The sequence below is a fragment of the Mammaliicoccus vitulinus genome (genome assembly GCF_029024305.1).
Taxonomy (GTDB): domain Bacteria; phylum Bacillota; class Bacilli; order Staphylococcales; family Staphylococcaceae; genus Mammaliicoccus; species Mammaliicoccus vitulinus.
Map to the genome: position 1 here is coordinate 1,016,758 of NZ_CP118974.1, position 16,612 is coordinate 1,033,369.

The 16,612-nt window shown below is 32.4% G+C and carries 13 protein-coding genes; 10 read left to right on the forward strand and 3 right to left on the reverse strand.

Annotated features, from left to right (window positions below):
• Positions 1–22 precede the first annotated feature (22 nt).
• The 8 genes from PYW35_RS05195 (at position 23) to ccpA (ending at position 10,148) form a co-directional block, all read left to right on the forward strand.
• Positions 23–895 carry a DUF1444 domain-containing protein gene (locus PYW35_RS05195; protein WP_103322711.1) on the forward strand — a complete coding sequence of 291 codons (873 nt, stop codon included), beginning with the start codon at positions 23–25 and terminating at the stop codon, positions 893–895.
• A 29-nt stretch (positions 896–924) separates the two neighbouring features.
• A complete protein-coding gene (ytpR, locus tag PYW35_RS05200) occupies positions 925–1,530 on the forward strand; it encodes a YtpR family tRNA-binding protein (protein WP_103322710.1) in 606 nt (201 codons plus the stop codon).
• Between the two features lie 7 nt (positions 1,531–1,537).
• Positions 1,538–4,849 (forward strand): DNA translocase FtsK, encoded by a 3,312-nt coding sequence (locus PYW35_RS05205; RefSeq protein ID WP_142381057.1) that lies wholly within the window; start codon positions 1,538–1,540, stop codon positions 4,847–4,849.
• Between the two features lie 22 nt (positions 4,850–4,871).
• The gene (gene murC, locus PYW35_RS05210; RefSeq protein WP_103322708.1) at positions 4,872–6,179 is read left to right on the forward strand and encodes a UDP-N-acetylmuramate--L-alanine ligase; all 1,308 of its coding nucleotides are present in this window, start codon (positions 4,872–4,874) and stop codon (positions 6,177–6,179) included.
• Positions 6,180–6,269: 90 nt separating this feature from the next.
• Positions 6,270–6,821, forward strand: coding sequence for a DUF948 domain-containing protein (locus tag PYW35_RS05215; RefSeq protein ID WP_016912078.1), 552 nt, complete (start codon positions 6,270–6,272; stop codon positions 6,819–6,821).
• Positions 6,822–6,885: 64 nt separating this feature from the next.
• Positions 6,886–7,461, forward strand: a complete 576-nt coding sequence (locus PYW35_RS05220) for a YtxH domain-containing protein (protein ID WP_103322707.1) — start codon at positions 6,886–6,888, stop codon at positions 7,459–7,461.
• A gap of 289 nt (positions 7,462–7,750) precedes the next feature.
• The gene (locus PYW35_RS05225; protein WP_016912080.1) at positions 7,751–8,830 is read left to right on the forward strand and encodes a bifunctional 3-deoxy-7-phosphoheptulonate synthase/chorismate mutase; all 1,080 of its coding nucleotides are present in this window, start codon (positions 7,751–7,753) and stop codon (positions 8,828–8,830) included.
• Positions 8,831–9,158: 328 nt separating this feature from the next.
• Complete coding sequence (ccpA, locus tag PYW35_RS05230; protein WP_103322706.1) at positions 9,159–10,148, forward strand: catabolite control protein A; 990 nt, start codon at positions 9,159–9,161, stop codon at positions 10,146–10,148.
• A gap of 282 nt (positions 10,149–10,430) precedes the next feature.
• Here ccpA and PYW35_RS05235 read toward each other — a convergent pair whose 3' ends face one another.
• Genes PYW35_RS05235 through PYW35_RS05245 form a run of 3 tightly spaced genes read right to left on the reverse strand, consistent with a single transcriptional unit; the run spans position 10,431 to position 12,865 of the window.
• On the reverse strand, positions 10,431–11,579 hold the full coding sequence (locus PYW35_RS05235) for an acetoin utilization protein AcuC (protein WP_103322705.1): 1,149 nt from the start codon (positions 11,577–11,579) through the stop codon (positions 10,431–10,433).
• Positions 11,572–12,216 carry a CBS and ACT domain-containing protein gene (locus PYW35_RS05240; RefSeq protein WP_103322704.1) on the reverse strand — a complete coding sequence of 215 codons (645 nt, stop codon included), beginning with the start codon at positions 12,214–12,216 and terminating at the stop codon, positions 11,572–11,574. The genes PYW35_RS05235 and PYW35_RS05240 overlap by 8 nt, the downstream gene beginning before the upstream one ends.
• A gap of 13 nt (positions 12,217–12,229) precedes the next feature.
• Positions 12,230–12,865 (reverse strand): GNAT family N-acetyltransferase, encoded by a 636-nt coding sequence (locus PYW35_RS05245; protein WP_016912534.1) that lies wholly within the window; start codon positions 12,863–12,865, stop codon positions 12,230–12,232.
• Positions 12,866–13,013: 148 nt separating this feature from the next.
• On the opposite strand from PYW35_RS05245, the gene acsA reads away from it, so the two are divergent.
• Positions 13,014–14,726, forward strand: a complete 1,713-nt coding sequence (acsA, locus tag PYW35_RS05250) for an acetate--CoA ligase (protein ID WP_103322703.1) — start codon at positions 13,014–13,016, stop codon at positions 14,724–14,726.
• 175 nt (positions 14,727–14,901) lie between these two features.
• Positions 14,902–16,569: a formate--tetrahydrofolate ligase gene (locus PYW35_RS05255; RefSeq protein WP_103322702.1), complete on the forward strand. Its 1,668-nt coding sequence runs from the start codon at positions 14,902–14,904 to the stop codon at positions 16,567–16,569.
• The last annotated feature ends 43 nt before the right edge of the window (positions 16,570–16,612 follow it).

Consider the following 16,612-nt stretch of genomic DNA (forward strand, 5'->3'; position numbering starts at 1 on the left):
TATAAAAATAGGAGTGTTAAGTATGAACGTCTTTCAAATGAGAGATTTATTAAAAGATCGCTTGAAATCATTAGATGCAAATTTCAAGTTTGATAGAGAAAATGAAAGCTTAAGAATAGAAAGAATAGATAATCAAAAAGGACTCTCTGTAAAACTAGCTCCGATTATTGCTAAATATAAGGATAAAGGTGATAAAACAATAGAAGAAATTGTTTATTACGTAACAGAGACAATAAACGCAATGCAAGATGAATCTACTAAAGAAATTAATAAAATTGAAATTTTACCAGTTATAAGGTCTACAAGTTTCCATAAAGAAACTAAAGAAGGTAAACCTTTTTTAATTGATGAACACACAGCTGAGACGAACGTTTATTATGCATTAGATTTAGGGAACACTTATCGCTTAATTGATGAATCCATGCTAGTAGAACTTAAATTAACTAAAGAACAAATTAAAGAACAAGCGCTATTTAACATTAAAAAAAGAAAAACAACATATAAATCTGATGAAGTCCAAGGTAATACATTTTATTTTGTAAATACAAATGATGGTTATGATGCTTCTAGAATCTTAAACCAGACATTCTTACAAGATGTTTATAAAAACATTGAAGGGGAAATGTTATTAGCTACGCCACATCAAGATGTATTAGTTATTTGTGATATAAAGAATGAAATTGGCTATGATATCGTTGCTCAAATGACGATGTCATTTTTCCAAAATGGACTTGTTCCAATCACTTCATTATCTTTCTCTTATACACCTGAAAAGCCTTTAGAACCAATCTTTATATTAGGTAAAAATCATTCGCGTAAGAGAAATCAAGAAGTGATTGATCGTCTTGAAAAGAATAGAGAAATATTTAAAAATATGAAAAATAATAAAAAATAAACAATACAAACTGTAAGGAGTTTACAAAAATGAATTTATTTTATAACAAAAATGGCGTTGGCGATGTTCTAATGGTTACGATAGACCCTGTAACAGAGGGATTAGTGTATGAATACGAAAATGATATCACGATTATTAAAAGTGAAAGCAATGTTGTAGGTTTCAACATATTTAATGCTTCTAAATATGTTCAGTTAGAAGGTAATGGAAACATTAAAGTTCAAGAAAAACATATCAATAGTATACAAGATTTATTAGAAAAGAATCATATCGACTATAAGCTAGAAGCTGATTTATCATCTAAATTTGTAGTAGGGTATGTAACAGAAAAATCAAAACATCCAGATGCTGATAAATTATCTGTCTGCCAAGTTGACGTTGGAGATGAAACATTACAAATTGTTTGTGGTGCACCAAATATTGACCAAGACCAAAAAGTAGTAGTAGCTAAAGTAGGAGCTGTTATGCCTAGTGGTATGATTATTAAAGATGCAGAATTACGCGGTGTTCCTTCTAGTGGTATGATATGTTCGATGAAAGAACTTGATTTGGAAGGTGCTCCAAATGAAAAAGGTATAATGGTATTAGAGGATAGTTATACTGTAGGAACACCATTTTTTGAAGACGAAAGGTAGTGAGCCTATGAGTTGGTTTGATGATATATTCGGACAATCCAAAAGTAATCAAAAAAACGAAAAACCAAAAAATGATCAAGAGTCTTTAGATCATAATCCAGAAGACGAGTCTCAAAACGAAGAAATATATAAAAGACCTAAAGGCAAATTTAGATTCCCAATTCAAATGGAATATGAAGAATCTACTGATGAAAATGAAGAACAACAGTATCATTCAGAAAATGAAACAGAACATAAATATCATGATCACAGATTTTATGATGAAAATGAAGCTTCATTTTCTTCTAATAGAAGAAGACGTAGAAGAAATCAAAATGTTGAACAAAAACCTTCGAAAAACACATCGAAAAATCATTATGAAGATGTAAGTAAGGATTATAACAAAAATAAAAATACATCTACTCATAATAATAAAAAAGCTAACAAGAACAATGAAGATAAATTGTTTGAAGAAAGACTGAATTCTTTACATCAACCTAAATTTAGAGCCACTGAAGTGCCTTCAGCTATTTTCGGCATGCGCAAACAAAAAGAAGTGCCAAATAGTGGACTGAAAGATCATAGCTCATCAAGTCATTCTGATGAACCTAACAAAGAAAATCATGACAATAGTCATAAAAAGCAAAGTAGTGAAATCATCCAAGATGTCCCTACTTATTCAAAGATGGACAACACAATTAACATAGAAAATATATATGCGTCACAAATTGTTTCTGAAATTAGAAAAGAACGTGAAAAGAAACTTCAAAAGAAAAAACAGTTTGAAAAAGCATTAAAAGAAAAAAGAGAACAAGAACTCAAAAATCTTGAATCACTTGAATCAGATGAAGAAAAGTCACAAATTAAAAATCAAGATTATTTCTTTAAACAACAAGCTTCATTCATTAAAAATAAGCCGACTGAATATCCTGTTAATGAAAATGATGAAATGGAATCAGAAAGTGAAATTAACAGTGAAAATGAACACAATCAAAATGAAATGGATTCTACTAACGATGAAATCAAGATGTCATTACAACCTGATGTAAATGACCTAACTACATATGAATTTAAAGAAATTGATTTGGATTTTGATGAAGAAACAAATAGTGAACAACAAACAGAGAATGATCAAGATAAGGCTGAACCAGAACTAGAAGAAGAGAGATACCAGGATAAGACTGAGATAGAACCAGAATTAGAAATAGAAGCAGAAAAAATTGTTAATGATTTTGATGAAGAAAAGGTAGAAGATTCTACATTCGAAGAAGTTGAATCAGTTGAGCAAATAGATAAACAACAGAGCAATAAAAATGACAGTCTTTATCAAGAAACAATTGAACCAAGTTCTGATGCAGAGATGTATGAGCTACCAGACGAAGAACAAGATGTAATCGAAACAGTAGAAACAAATGATAATGAAACATTGAATGATGCTGAACTTCGAAATGAAGACGATACATTAAATTCAATAGATGAACATAATCAATTTGTAGAAGATGATATAAGTTTTGAAGATTTTGAAGAAGATGAACCTGAACAAGCAACTTCTGATGATGAAACGTTGGAATTATTAGATGAAAGCTTACTGGTAGATGCTCAAGATATAGAAGAGTATGAACAACAAGAAGAATTTGAACATCCAGAAGATATAGAAGAGCGTGAACAACCAGAGGTAGTTGAGGAAGCTGAAGTAGTAGACCAACAAGAAGAAGTTGAGAAACCTGAAGAAAAAGCTTCGTATGAACCTGTACTCAAACCTAAATCAACAAGAAAAACTTCACCATTTAATGTTGTGATGACACCTTCAGATAAACGAAAACATCAAACATTTAAAAAAGATGTAATGACGAGAGATACAAATGATACAAAATCTCATGATGACAAAGATAACGATTCGAACAATGAAGTTGAACAAGCAACTAAGCGTAAAGGACCATTATTTGTTCTTCCACCAGTATCAATATTAGATGATATTGTGGAACAAGAAGATAATAGTGAATGGCTCGAAGAAAAGAAAAAAGAATTAGACGAAGCTTTTTATCATTTTAATGTACCAGCTCACGTTGTAAATATGATACAAGGTCCGACTGTAACAAGATTTGAATTATCAGTTGAAAAAGGCGTAAAAGTGTCGAAAATTACAGCACTTCAAGATGATATCAAAATGGCTTTAGCTGCTAAAGACATTAGAATTGAAGCACCCATTCCTGGTACAAGTTTAGTTGGTATAGAAGTTCCAAATCAAAGTCCCAAAAAAATACCTTTAGGACAAATGATTACTTCTAAAGCTTTTCAACAATCTGAAAGCAAGTTAACTGTTGCAATGGGCTTTAAGATTAATAATGAACCATTATTAATGGATATATCTAAGACACCACATGCGCTTATAGCTGGCGCGACAGGTTCTGGTAAATCTGTGTGCATAAATGCAATTTTAACGAGTCTATTATATAAAAATCATCCAGATGAACTAAAATTATTACTTATTGATCCTAAGATGGTGGAACTTGCACCATATAATAATTTGCCGCATTTAGTAGCGCCAGTTATAACAGACGTGAAAGCTGCAACAGCTAGTCTAAAATGGGCTGTTGAAGAAATGGAAAGAAGATATAAGCGTTTTGCAGAATTACACGTCAGAAATATAACGGCGTTTAATAAGAAAGCAAATTACGAGCAAAGAATGGCAAAAATCATTATAGTTATAGATGAATTAGCAGATTTAATGATGATGTCTCCACAAGAAGTGGAACAATCTATTGCTAGAATTGCGCAAAAGGCTAGAGCCAGTGGTATTCATATGATTCTTGCGACGCAACGACCTTCAGTTAATGTAATTACAGGCTTAATAAAAGCCAATGTACCGACTAGAATTTCCTTTATGGTATCATCTTCGATTGACTCTAGAACTATTCTTGATGTTGGTGGAGCAGAAAAGTTACTTGGTAACGGTGATATGTTGTATCTTGGTAATGGTATGAATAAACCAATAAGAGTTCAAGGTGCATTTGTATCAGATGATGAAATTGATGAAACGGTCTCAAATGTAAGCAATCAGATGAAACCTAACTATTTATTCAAAGAAGAAACATTGCTGAAAAAAGTTAACGAACAACCGGCAGATGCGCTCTTTGATGATGTGTGTGAATTTATGGTTAATGAAGGTCACATTTCTACTTCGCTGATACAAAGACATTTTCAAATTGGATACAATAGAGCCGCTCGAATGATAGACAACCTTGAAGAAAGAGGTTTTATTTCGGGACCTAATGGCTCTAAACCAAGAGATGTTTTAATTACTAAAGATATGATGGAAGAAACAGAAACTAACATTTAAGAAATAGAAGGAGTGACATGAAATGACATTATTTCATTTTGTTGGAATTAAAGGAGCGGGTATGAGTTCACTTGCACAAATCATGCATGACATGGGACATAAAGTCCAAGGTTCTGATATAGAAAATACCGTTTTTACAGAAATAGCATTAAAAAATAAAGGCATAAAAATATTACCTTTTGATGTTGAGAATATTCAAGAAGGTATGACAATCATTGCAGGTAACGCTTTTCCAGATTCACACCCTGAAATCGCTAAAGCATATGAGTTAGGTTTAGAAGTTAAACGATACCACATCTTTCTCGGTGATTTTATGTCTCAATACACATCTGTTGCAGTTACTGGTGCACATGGTAAGACATCAACGACTGGTTTATTATCACACGTTATGAATGGAGACCAAAAGACTTCATTTTTAATTGGTGATGGTACTGGTATGGGTATCCCTGATAGTTCTTACTTTGCATTTGAAGCGTGTGAATATAGAAGACACTTTTTAAGTTACTATCCAGATTATGCAATCATGACTAATATTGATTTTGATCATCCAGATTATTTTAAAGATTTACAAGATGTAACGAACGCTTTCCAAGAAATGGCTAAAAATGTTAAAAAAGCTATTGTGGCATGGGGACATGATAGCGAACTTAAAAAAATTCAAGCAGATGTTCCTATCTATTTCTATGGATTTGAGGACGATAACGATGTATATGCTAAAAATATACATACTTCATCTAAAGGTACAACGTTTGATGTGTACTTTAAATCTAAAAACGAGCTAATTGGTACATTTACGACACCTATGTATGGAGATCATCATGTGCTTAATGCGTTAGCAGTAATTGCTATATGCCATTTAGAAAACTTAGATATTGATAATATAAAAGAAGCATTGTTAACATTTGGTGGCGTAAAAAGAAGATTTAGTGAAAGTTTTTACGATAACCAAATTTTAATTGATGACTATGCACATCACCCTAGAGAAATTAATGCTACAATTGAATCAGCTAGAAAAAAATACCCAGAAAATGAAGTCGTAGCAGTATTTCAGCCACATACATTTTCAAGAACTGAAACATTCTTGAATGAATTTGCTGATAGCTTGAACCTTGCAGATAAAGTATATTTATGTGATATATTTGGATCGATCAGAGAACAGCAAGGTGAATTAACGATTCAAGATTTAAAAGCTTTAAGTCCAAATTCAGATTTAATTAGTGAAGATACAGTTTCACAACTACAAAAACATACCAATGGTGTTATACTATTTATGGGTGCTGGAGATATTCAAAAAATTCAAAAAGCCTATGTTTCTACCCTGTCAGTTTAATATTGATATGTTTATATTTAGTGAGTGAGGGTATTAAATATTAGTAAATCAAATAAAGATTAGTTTTATAATTATTAGGAGGCGTTCAGTATGGATTGGATATTACCAATAGCAGGAATTATTGCTGCTGTTGCATTTTTAGTAATATGTGTCGTTTTAGCACTATTCTTAATGCAACTATTAAAAACAGTTAAAGGAATTAATGAAACATTAGATGGCATTCAAGGCCAAATACAAGGTATTACACGTGAATCTACGGATTTACTTCATAAAGCAAATCGCTTAACTGAAGATATCCAAGATAAATCATTACGTTTAAACTCTGTTGTAGATGCTGTTAAAGGTGTTGGAGATTCTGTTCAAACACTTAATAATTCAGTAGATAGAGTGACTAATTCAATTACTCACAATATCTCACAAAATGAAGATAAAATCTCTCAAGTAGTACAATGGTCAAATGTTGCAATGGAAGTTGCAGACAAATGGCAATTAAGAAGAGATCGTAGAAGTAATGTATCATACAAAAGTGATGTAAAATCTTCTGAAGAATTCGAAACACAAGTGCCAAAAGACTACAATGAAAAAACAACATCAGGTGATAACTTGGATGAAGATAAAATTGGTGCAGGATTGAAAAAATAAACTAAATGCACTTATAATCTAGGTTATAAGTGCATTTGTTTAATTTAATTAGGGGGAAATAAAGATGGAAAACAAATATAATAGAGATTTATATACACATGGTTTAGAAACGTACGAAGCAGAATATAACAAGAATACAAACGGTAGAGACTTTGTATTTGGCGTAGTTTTAGGTACAGTTATAGGTGGAATTGTTGGTTTGTTACTTGCACCTAAAGCAGGTAAAGAATTACAAGATGACTTAAGCGAGAAATCAAATAAAATATTAGATGATGTAAAAGCTAAAACTGAAGAAAAGAAAGTGCAAGCACAATCAAAAGCAGAAGAAATTCGTACACAAGCAGAAGATAAAAAAGCAGAAGTACAAACAAAAGTTGAAGAAAAGAAAGTACAAGCTAACGAAAAAGCTGAAGAAGTAAAAGCGAAAGCTGATGAAAAGAAAACAGAAACAAAGAAAAAAGCAGAAGAAGTTCAATCAAAACAAGCTGAGAAAAAAGCTAATAAAGGTGTCGTAACAGCAGATGATGTTGAAAACGAAGAACTTAAAGCTCAAAAAGGCGCAATTAAATCAGAAGTAAAAGACGAAGATTTAAAAGGTCCTAAAACAGTTGTTGAGAAAAAAACTTTTGACAAAAAATAAATAGTAATAATGAAACTACCAAAAAGTCATTTTATGACTTTTTGGTAGTTTTTTGTAAAAATTATTGTCAGTATTAGTATTTAATGAGTCAAGTCGTTGTTTTTATATTGTAAAGATGCCATTTATAACTTAAAATATAGTATAATAATTTGAATAATAAGAAATATTTAAAAAATTTAGATGTTAGGGTTGAATCAACACATTTATATTGTTATACTAACATCTAATTACTTATATATTTTATCGCTTTAAAGTATGTGAGTTAAATTGTTTACATGAGGTGAATAGGATGTCAAATGAATTAGAAAGTTTAAGAGAAAGAATTGAAGTCATTAATGATGAAATATTAGCTTTATTGCAAGAGCGTGGTAGTTTAGCTAAAAAAATAGGTGAAGAAAAACGTAAACAAGGTACTCAAGTATATGATCCACAACGTGAAAAAGAAATGTTGAATCATTTAATTGATAATAATAAAGGACCATATAACGATAATACTATTAAGCAACTATTTAAAGAAATCTTCAAAGCATCTACAGACTTACAAAAATCAGAGAATGAAAAACATTTATATGTTTCTCGTAAATTGAAGCCAGAAGATACAATTGTTCAATTTGATAATGGCGCAATTATCGGTAACAATAAAAAAACATTCGTATTTGGACCTTGTTCAGTAGAATCACAAGAACAAGTTGATACAGTAGCGAAAGACCTTGCGGATAGAGGCGAGAAATTCATTAGAGGTGGCGCATTTAAACCTCGTACTTCACCATATGATTTCCAAGGTTTAGGCGAAGAAGGATTAAAAATTCTTAAAAATTCAAAAGATAAATATGGTTTAAACGTAGTAAGTGAAATTGTTAACCCAGCACACTTTGAAATGGCTGATGAATACTTAGATGTATTCCAAATTGGCGCAAGAAACATGCAAAACTTTGAATTATTAAAAGAAGCAGGTAAAACAAATAAACCGATCTTATTAAAACGTGGACTTTCAGCAACAATCGAAGAGTTTATATATGCAGCAGAGTATATTCATTCTAAAGGTAATAATAATATTATACTTTGTGAACGTGGAATTAGAACTTATGAAACAGCAACAAGAAATACATTAGATATTTCTGCTGTTCCAATTTTAAAACAAGGTACACACTTACCAGTAATGGTTGATGTAACACATAGTACTGGACGCAAAGACATTATGTTACCATGTGCTAAAGCAGCATTAGCAGTAGGTGCAGATGGTGTTATGGCTGAAGTACATCCAGACCCATCAGTAGCATTGAGTGATGCAGGACAACAAATGGACTTAAATGAATTTGATTCATTCCATAAAGAAATTGTTCAAGCAGCTAAATTATACGAAAAATAAAATACTAAACCTTTCTGTAAAATGATTAATGAGTAGGTTGAGACTGTCGAAAAGTGATTCAAACTTTTCGGCAGTTTTTTTAGTTTCAACTACAAATAAATTAACTAGAATTTCTAGCGATCATAACAATTATGTCATATGTTCATTTGTTTTCTGAAAAAGAATATACAATTTACACATTTCCTAAATTTCTTGGAGCAATTATGTCGACAACACTGCTGTAATCTCTTATAATGGGTAATTGTGAGTTCGCTTTCATATGTTTTGAAAACAACATGAAAACGTGCTAGAATGAACTGGAAAACGTTTTCAAAGATAGGAGGATATTATGACTATAACAATATATGATGTTGCAAGAGAAGCTAAAGTATCTATGGCAACAGTTTCTCGTGTTGTAAATGGTAACCAAAATGTTAAACCGACGACACGCGATAAAGTAAATGAAGTAATTAAAAGATTAAATTATCGACCAAATGCGGTCGCTCGAGGATTAGCTAGTAAAAAAACGACTACTGTAGGGGTTATAATTCCTGACATTTCAAATGTTTATTATTCTGAGTTAGCTCGAGGCTTAGAAGATATTGCTACTATGTACAAATATCATACGATTATCTCTAATTCTGATAATGATAGTGATAAGGAACAAGAGATTTTTAATAACTTATTAAGTAAACAAGTTGATGGCATTATTTTCCTTGGTGGTACGTTAACTGATGAAACAGTTGAACTTATTGATAAATCATCTGTTCCTGTTGTAGTATCAGGTACAAATGATAAAGATTCAAAGCTTGCTTCAGTTAATATTAATTATACAGAAGCTAGTAAACAAATTGCTGAAACACTTATCAGTAATGGTGCTAAGAAATTCGCATTTGTTGGTGGCGGTTATTCTGAAAAAGCGCAAGATGATGCAATTAAAGGTTTAGAATTTGCACTTCAAAATGCTGGTCTTGCTATTGAAGATAACGCTAAATTTGTAGGTAATGAAACTTATAAAGATGGTAGCCGTGCTTATGAAGCAATTTCTAAAGATAAGCCTGATGTCATTTTATGTATTAGTGATGAGCAAGCAATTGGTATTGTACATGCTGCACAAGATGCAGGAGTTAAAATTCCAGAAGAATTACAAGTTGTCAGCTTTAACAATACGAGATTAGTTCATATGGTTAGACCGCAATTATCAAGCGTTACGCAACCATTATATGATATTGGTGCAGTTGGTATGAGATTGTTAACTAAATATATGAATGACGAACAAATTGATGAACCTAATGTTATTTTACCGTATAGAGTTGAATACAGAGGTACTACTAAATAAATTATAATATAGCTTGGGACATAAGTACCCATGTTCAAAATAAAAGACATCTTCACTAGGCTAAAGTCTAGTGAAGATGTCTTTTTTAGTAAGTAGCGTGATCTGTTTTAAAATCTTACGATTTTGAAAGTGCATGCTTGCCTAGGGGTATGGCTCGAGCCTGTAGTCTCTCACTCATACTATTCCCCCGGGCGTCAGCACTTTGCAAAATCGTGGAGAATATTATAAAGATTGTTTGCTATTTATCATGTGAGCCCTGACTTGATAAATTCAATGGCTCTATTATTTTTTAAACCAATCTAATATTCTGATCTTAGTGTTATTGTTCTTCTCGGATATTTCAGTTCTTCTTGGTATATCCATATAATCTTCTTTTTCATCTACCCAAGTTGTTGGAAGTGGCACGGGGGCAAGCTTCTGATATTTTTGTAACCATGTTTGAGGAATTGGCTTATTGGGTGTTTCTAAATCATTTAAAGCAAACCAAACATGAGACCATGCTCTAGGTACAACTCGCCAAATGTTATACCCACCGCCACCAATCATAATTATTTTCCCATCACAATATTTATCTGCTAAGTCTTTGACGATATAAGGTATTTTATATAATGTATCTAAAGTACAGCTTAAATGTGTGAGAGGGTCTAAATAATGGATGTCTACACCGTTTACACTGATTATAATATCAGGTTTGTAGGCTTCGCATACTGCTTCGATTGTTTCTTTAAAAACATCAATGTATGAGTCGTCTTCTGTATATGCGTCTAATGGCACATTAACAGTTGTTCCAAATCCTTTACCATCTCCACGTTCTGTCAGAGCACCAGTACCTGGGAACAAGTATCTTCCAGTTTCATGTATAGAGTAATTCATTACATCTTCGTTTGTATAAAATGACCATTGAACGCCATCTCCATGATGCGCATCTGTGTCTATATACAATACGCGTTGATTATATTTTGATTGCATATACTGTATTGCAACTGCACTATCATTGTATATACAAAATCCACTTGCTTTACCTTTAAAACCATGATGGAGCCCACCACCTAAATGACAAGCTCTTATTGCCTCTCCAGTCATTACAGCATCTACAGCAGTTAATGTACCACCAACAACTCTTGCGCTATTTTCATGCATGTTTACGAATTGAGGTGTATCTTCGCTATTCAATCCATATTTTTCATATTCATCTAAAGGTAATTCGCCATTGCCAGCTTTTTTAATTGCTTCTATATAGTTAGGTTCATGTACGAGTTGGAGTTCTTCATCAGTCGCCACTCTTGGTGCAATGATATGTTCTGAAGTTAAAACATCTAAATCGAATAGAAGATCTGTTGTTAACTTTAAACGCATTTGATTAAAAGGGTGACTATCAGAAAAACGATATTTCAACAAATCTTCCGAATAAACATATTTAACATTAGTCATTTTTTATACCAAATGGATAGATGACATGGTAATTTTTCTCTTCTAATAGTTGATATATTTTTTCGGGATTCATTGATTTAACTCGTAACATGAGATACCTTTTATTAACATCATTTTGATCAGCATAGGCAAGGACATTCAAAATATCGATATTTTGTTCTTTGAAAATATGTGTAATATCATGAAGTGCACCAACTTTATCGTCAATGTGAACTTCGATAATGGACCCTGGCATTGTAACGCCAGTAAGTTCTAAAAATGTATTAAGCATGTCTTTTTGAGTGACAATACCTATCACTTTATTATCTCTAATAACTGGAATAGAACCTATAGACATTTCATAAAAATCGAGTGCGATATCTTCTACAAAATCTAATGGGTGACAGCGTATGACATTGCGTCTCATAATTTTTGAAACGGATAACGATAAACTTTTATTAGGTTCATCGTCCGATAATATACTAGGTAATGCCATTTTAATATCTCTATCTGAAATTATCCCAATCAGTTGGTTTTCTTCATCAACAATCGGTAAGTGTCTGATTTCTTTTTGCGTCATAAGTACTAAAGCATCTTCGATAGATTGATCACCTTGAATAGTAGTGCAAGGCGATGTCATAATTTTTTCAACTAACATAAATTTACCTCCTCTAAAAGAAAAATCTATTCATAAATCTTAATTTATCAAAAGCTTCCATTTGCTCTTGTTTAATATTTTTACCAATTCTAGCCATTAAACTGTTGGCAGGATGACTGATAATTTCAGGGTCATCAGTAGCAAATACTTCTAATCCACCTTCAGCCATCATTTTATGCATGATTTTTTGATATTGATATACATCTAAACCACTATTTTTTAAATCCCAATGCCAATAATATTCTGTTGTGATAACAATGAAATCTTCCATTTCTGGCGCTTTCATTGCTAATTTTAACATTTTTTTACCTAAGCCATACTTTCTATATTTTAAAGAAAGCTCAATTGCACCAAGTTCTATAATATAGGGTAAATTACCATCTGACCATCTCTCTAGAGGGTCGGGATAAAGGTAAGTTGTATAACCAATAATGTGTTGATCAACGCGTGCAATGATGATTCTGCCTTCTGGAAGGTCTGAAATTTCAATGATGGCTTCAAATTGTTCTTTAGGAACTCTGAAACTATTCAAACCTTCGTCAAAAGTCATGTTCTTTAAACTTTCTGAATTTACCGGACCTTCTATAATGATGTTAACGTCTTTATTGTATGTAACCGTATCAGATATAAAAGTCTTTTTATGTTTCATGTTGTACCTCCTCTCTTTAAATATGATATCCTATATTTGTAAAGTTTATTTTGAATAATCAAATTTTTTTGAAAAGTATCATCTATTTATATTATAATAGAAATAGGCTTTATTGGAAACGATTACATTTATAAAAGGGGAGATTTAAATGAAAGTCGAAGTATACGAAGCATTAAAAGATAATTATAACCTTGCTGATTATGATGAAGCAGTTAAAAATCATAATTGGAAAGATATTGAAAAGAATTTCAGTTGGAGTGAAACTGGAAAAATAAATATGGCCTATGAGTGCATCGACCGTCACGTCGATAATGGTAAAGGGGACAAGACTGCACTTCATTATAAAGATCAAAATAGACAAGAGAGTTACACTTTTAAAGATTTACAAATCGCTAGTAATAAAGCTGCAAACGTTTTGAAAAATAAAGCAAATGTTAAAAAAGGTGATAGAGTATTTGTTTTCATGCCTAGAACACCTGAATTATATTTTTCATTATTAGGTACTTTAAAAATTGGTGCAATTGTTGGACCGTTATTTGAAGCATTTATGGAGAAAGCAGTTAAAGATAGACTTGAAAACAGTGAAGCAAAAGTTATTATCACTACAAATGATTTAGTTGGAAGAATTCCGAAAGATGAATTACCTAACCTTGAACATATTGTTGTTGTAGATGATGAAGTAAGTGATGAATATATTGATTTTAATAAAGAGTTTGAACAAGCTGACGAAAGCTTTGATATTGAATGGTTAGATAAAGAAGATGGCTTAATATTGCACTACACATCAGGATCAACAGGACAGCCTAAAGGTGTTCTTCATGTTCAAGAAGCGATGGTAGTACATTATATCTCTGGTAAATATGTATTAGACCTTAAAGAAGACGATGTTTATTGGTGTACGGCTGACCCAGGTTGGGTAACTGGAACATCATATGGTATTTTTAGTCCATGGTTAAATGGTGTAACGAATTGTATCGTAGGTGGTAGATTCTCTCCTGAAGGCTGGTATGATTTTATTCAAACATATGGTGTAACAATATGGTACACGGCTCCGACAGCTTTAAGAATGTTAATGGGTGCTGGTGATGATATCGTGAACAAGTATGATTTATCATCATTGAGACATGTGTTATCTGTTGGTGAACCTTTAAACCCTGAAGTTATTAAATGGGCACATCATGTGTTCAACCATAGAGTACACGATACTTGGTGGATGACTGAAACAGGTGGACATATGATTGTCAATTATCCATCTATGGATATTAGAGCGGGTTCAATGGGTAAACCGTTACCTGGTATTGAAGCAGCAATCGTTGATGATCAAGGCAATGAATTACCACCGAATAGAATGGGTAATTTAGCATTGAAAAAAGGTTGGCCATCAATGATGAGAACGGTATGGAACAACCAACCTAAATATGATTCGTATTTCATTAATGATGAATGGTACGTTTCAGGTGACTCAGCTTACAAAGATGAAGATGGTTATTATTGGTTCCAAGGTAGAGTTGATGATGTGATTATGACTGCTGGTGAACGAGTAGGACCATTTGAAGTGGAATCTAAACTCGTAGAGCATCCTGCAGTAGCAGAAGCTGGCGTTATCGGGAAACCAGACCCAGTGAGAGGTGAAATCATTAAAGCCTTTATCGCTTTAAGAGATGGCTATGAAGAATCTGACGAACTTAAAGAAGAAATTAGAATTTTTGTTAAAGAAGGATTAGCTGGTCATGCAGCACCTCGTGAAATTGAATTTAAAGATAAATTACCTAAAACACGTTCAGGTAAAATTATGAGACGTGTATTAAAAGCTTGGGAATTAGATTTACCTGCTGGAGATTTATCTACATTAGAAGATTAATATTAATAAAGTTCACGTCATTTAAATGGCGTGTTCTTTTTTGAGTTTAAATGAATTAAAAGTTAAATAATATGTGATTATATATCGACTTTTTGCTATGAGTTGTTTATTCTAAAGTTGTTAGACTAAGTCATGATACATATAATTTGTAATATAAATTTAAGGAGTGAACGTATTGAGTCATTTAACAGATTTAGAAATTGCAAAACAAAGTACTTTAAGACCAATTAGTGAAATAGCTGAAAAGGTAGGTATACCATATGAAGCATTAGAACCTTATGGTCACTATAAAGGAAAAGTTGATATTACAAAGTTAAAAGATTTAAAAGAAAAAGGGAAAGTTGTATTAGTTACAGCTTTAAGCCCAACACCAGCTGGAGAAGGAAAATCTACAGTTACGGTTGGTTTAGCAGATGCTTTCAATCAATTAAATGAAAATGTAATGGTTGCATTAAGAGAACCTTCATTAGGTCCAGTCTTTGGAATGAAAGGTGGGGCTACTGGAGGCGGTTATGCTCAAGTATTACCTATGGAAGAAATTAATTTACATTTCAATGGTGACTTACATGCTATTACAACTGCAAATAATGCCCTTTCAGCATTTATTGATAATCACATATATCATGGCAATGAATTGAATATTGATTCAAGGCGCATAGAATGGAAACGTGTACTTGATATGAATGATAGAGAATTACGTCAAGTAATTGTTGGACTAGGTGGCCCGACACGTGGTGTACCGAGAGAAGATGGATTTGATATTACAGTTGCTTCTGAAATAATGGCGATTTTCTGTTTATCAAAAAGCATTAAAGATTTAAAAGAGAATTTAGCGAACATTACAATAGGTTATTCTGTTGATCAAAAGCCTGTTACAGTAAGAGATTTAAAAGTAGAAGGTGCATTAACTTTAATCTTGAAAGATGCAATTAAACCTAATATTGTACAAACTATAGAAGGTACCCCAGCATTTGTACATGGTGGACCATTTGCGAATATTGCTCACGGTTGCAACTCCATTATTGCGACAAATACGGCTAGGAAATTAGCGGATATCGTTGTTACAGAAAGTGGATTTGGCTCAGACTTAGGTGCAGAAAAATTCATGAATATTAAAACACGTAAAGCAGAGTTTGATCCTAGTGCTGTTGTTATTGTCGCGACAATTAGAGCGTTAAAGATGCACGGTGGCGTTGAAAAAAATGAACTTAAAAATGAAAATGTTGAGGCAGTTAAAAAAGGTCTAGTCAATCTAGAAAGACATGTCCAAAATATTAAGCAATTTGGTGTTGAACCTGTAGTTGCTATTAACGCTTTTATACATGATACAAGTGAAGAAGTTCAAATTGTGTTAGATTGGTGTCGAGAAAACGGCGTTAAAGTTGCGCTTACAGAAGTATGGGAAAAAGGTGGAGAAGGTGGCATTGAACTTGCTAAAGCCGTGTTGCAAGTATTAGAAGAGCCACAGCAGTTTGCGCCGATTTATGATTTGAATATGTCTATTGAGGAAAAAATTGAAACAATTGTTCAAAAAGTATATGGTGGAAATTCTGTGCACTTTAGTGACAAAGCGTTAAAACAGCTTAAAACGATTAAAGAAAACGGATGGGGTAACTATCCAGTATGCATGGCCAAAACACAATATTCATTTACTGATGATCCTAAAAAAATGGGAGCACCTTCAGATTTTGATATCACAATAAGAGAATTATCTCCTAGAACTGGCGCAGGATTTATCGTTGCATTAACAGGGGATATTATGACGATGCCTGGTTTACCTAAAAAGCCAGCAGCATTGAACATGGATGTTAATGAAGATGGATCTGCAGTTGGTTTATTCTAAATGATTTAATAGCAAAAAAAGAGTCTGGACAAATTAATTGTCT

What these genes read in the sequence shown, in the direction of transcription:
- PYW35_RS05215 (WP_016912078.1), top strand. Translation starts at nt 6,270, where the DNA reads ATGGATTGGATATTACCAATAGCAGGAATTATTGCTGCTGTTGCATTT.
- PYW35_RS05205 (WP_142381057.1), top strand. Translation starts at nt 1,538, where the DNA reads ATGAGTTGGTTTGATGATATATTCGGACAATCCAAAAGTAATCAAAAA.
- ytpR (WP_103322710.1), top strand. Translation starts at nt 925, where the DNA reads ATGAATTTATTTTATAACAAAAATGGCGTTGGCGATGTTCTAATGGTT.
- PYW35_RS05245 (WP_016912534.1), bottom strand. Translation starts at nt 12,865, where the DNA reads ATGAAACATAAAAAGACTTTTATATCTGATACGGTTACATACAATAAA.
- PYW35_RS05235 (WP_103322705.1), bottom strand. Translation starts at nt 11,579, where the DNA reads ATGACTAATGTTAAATATGTTTATTCGGAAGATTTGTTGAAATATCGT.
- PYW35_RS05220 (WP_103322707.1), top strand. Translation starts at nt 6,886, where the DNA reads ATGGAAAACAAATATAATAGAGATTTATATACACATGGTTTAGAAACG.
- PYW35_RS05225 (WP_016912080.1), top strand. Translation starts at nt 7,751, where the DNA reads ATGTCAAATGAATTAGAAAGTTTAAGAGAAAGAATTGAAGTCATTAAT.
- acsA (WP_103322703.1), top strand. Translation starts at nt 13,014, where the DNA reads ATGAAAGTCGAAGTATACGAAGCATTAAAAGATAATTATAACCTTGCT.
- PYW35_RS05195 (WP_103322711.1), top strand. Translation starts at nt 23, where the DNA reads ATGAACGTCTTTCAAATGAGAGATTTATTAAAAGATCGCTTGAAATCA.
- ccpA (WP_103322706.1), top strand. Translation starts at nt 9,159, where the DNA reads ATGACTATAACAATATATGATGTTGCAAGAGAAGCTAAAGTATCTATG.
- murC (WP_103322708.1), top strand. Translation starts at nt 4,872, where the DNA reads ATGACATTATTTCATTTTGTTGGAATTAAAGGAGCGGGTATGAGTTCA.
- PYW35_RS05240 (WP_103322704.1), bottom strand. Translation starts at nt 12,216, where the DNA reads ATGTTAGTTGAAAAAATTATGACATCGCCTTGCACTACTATTCAAGGT.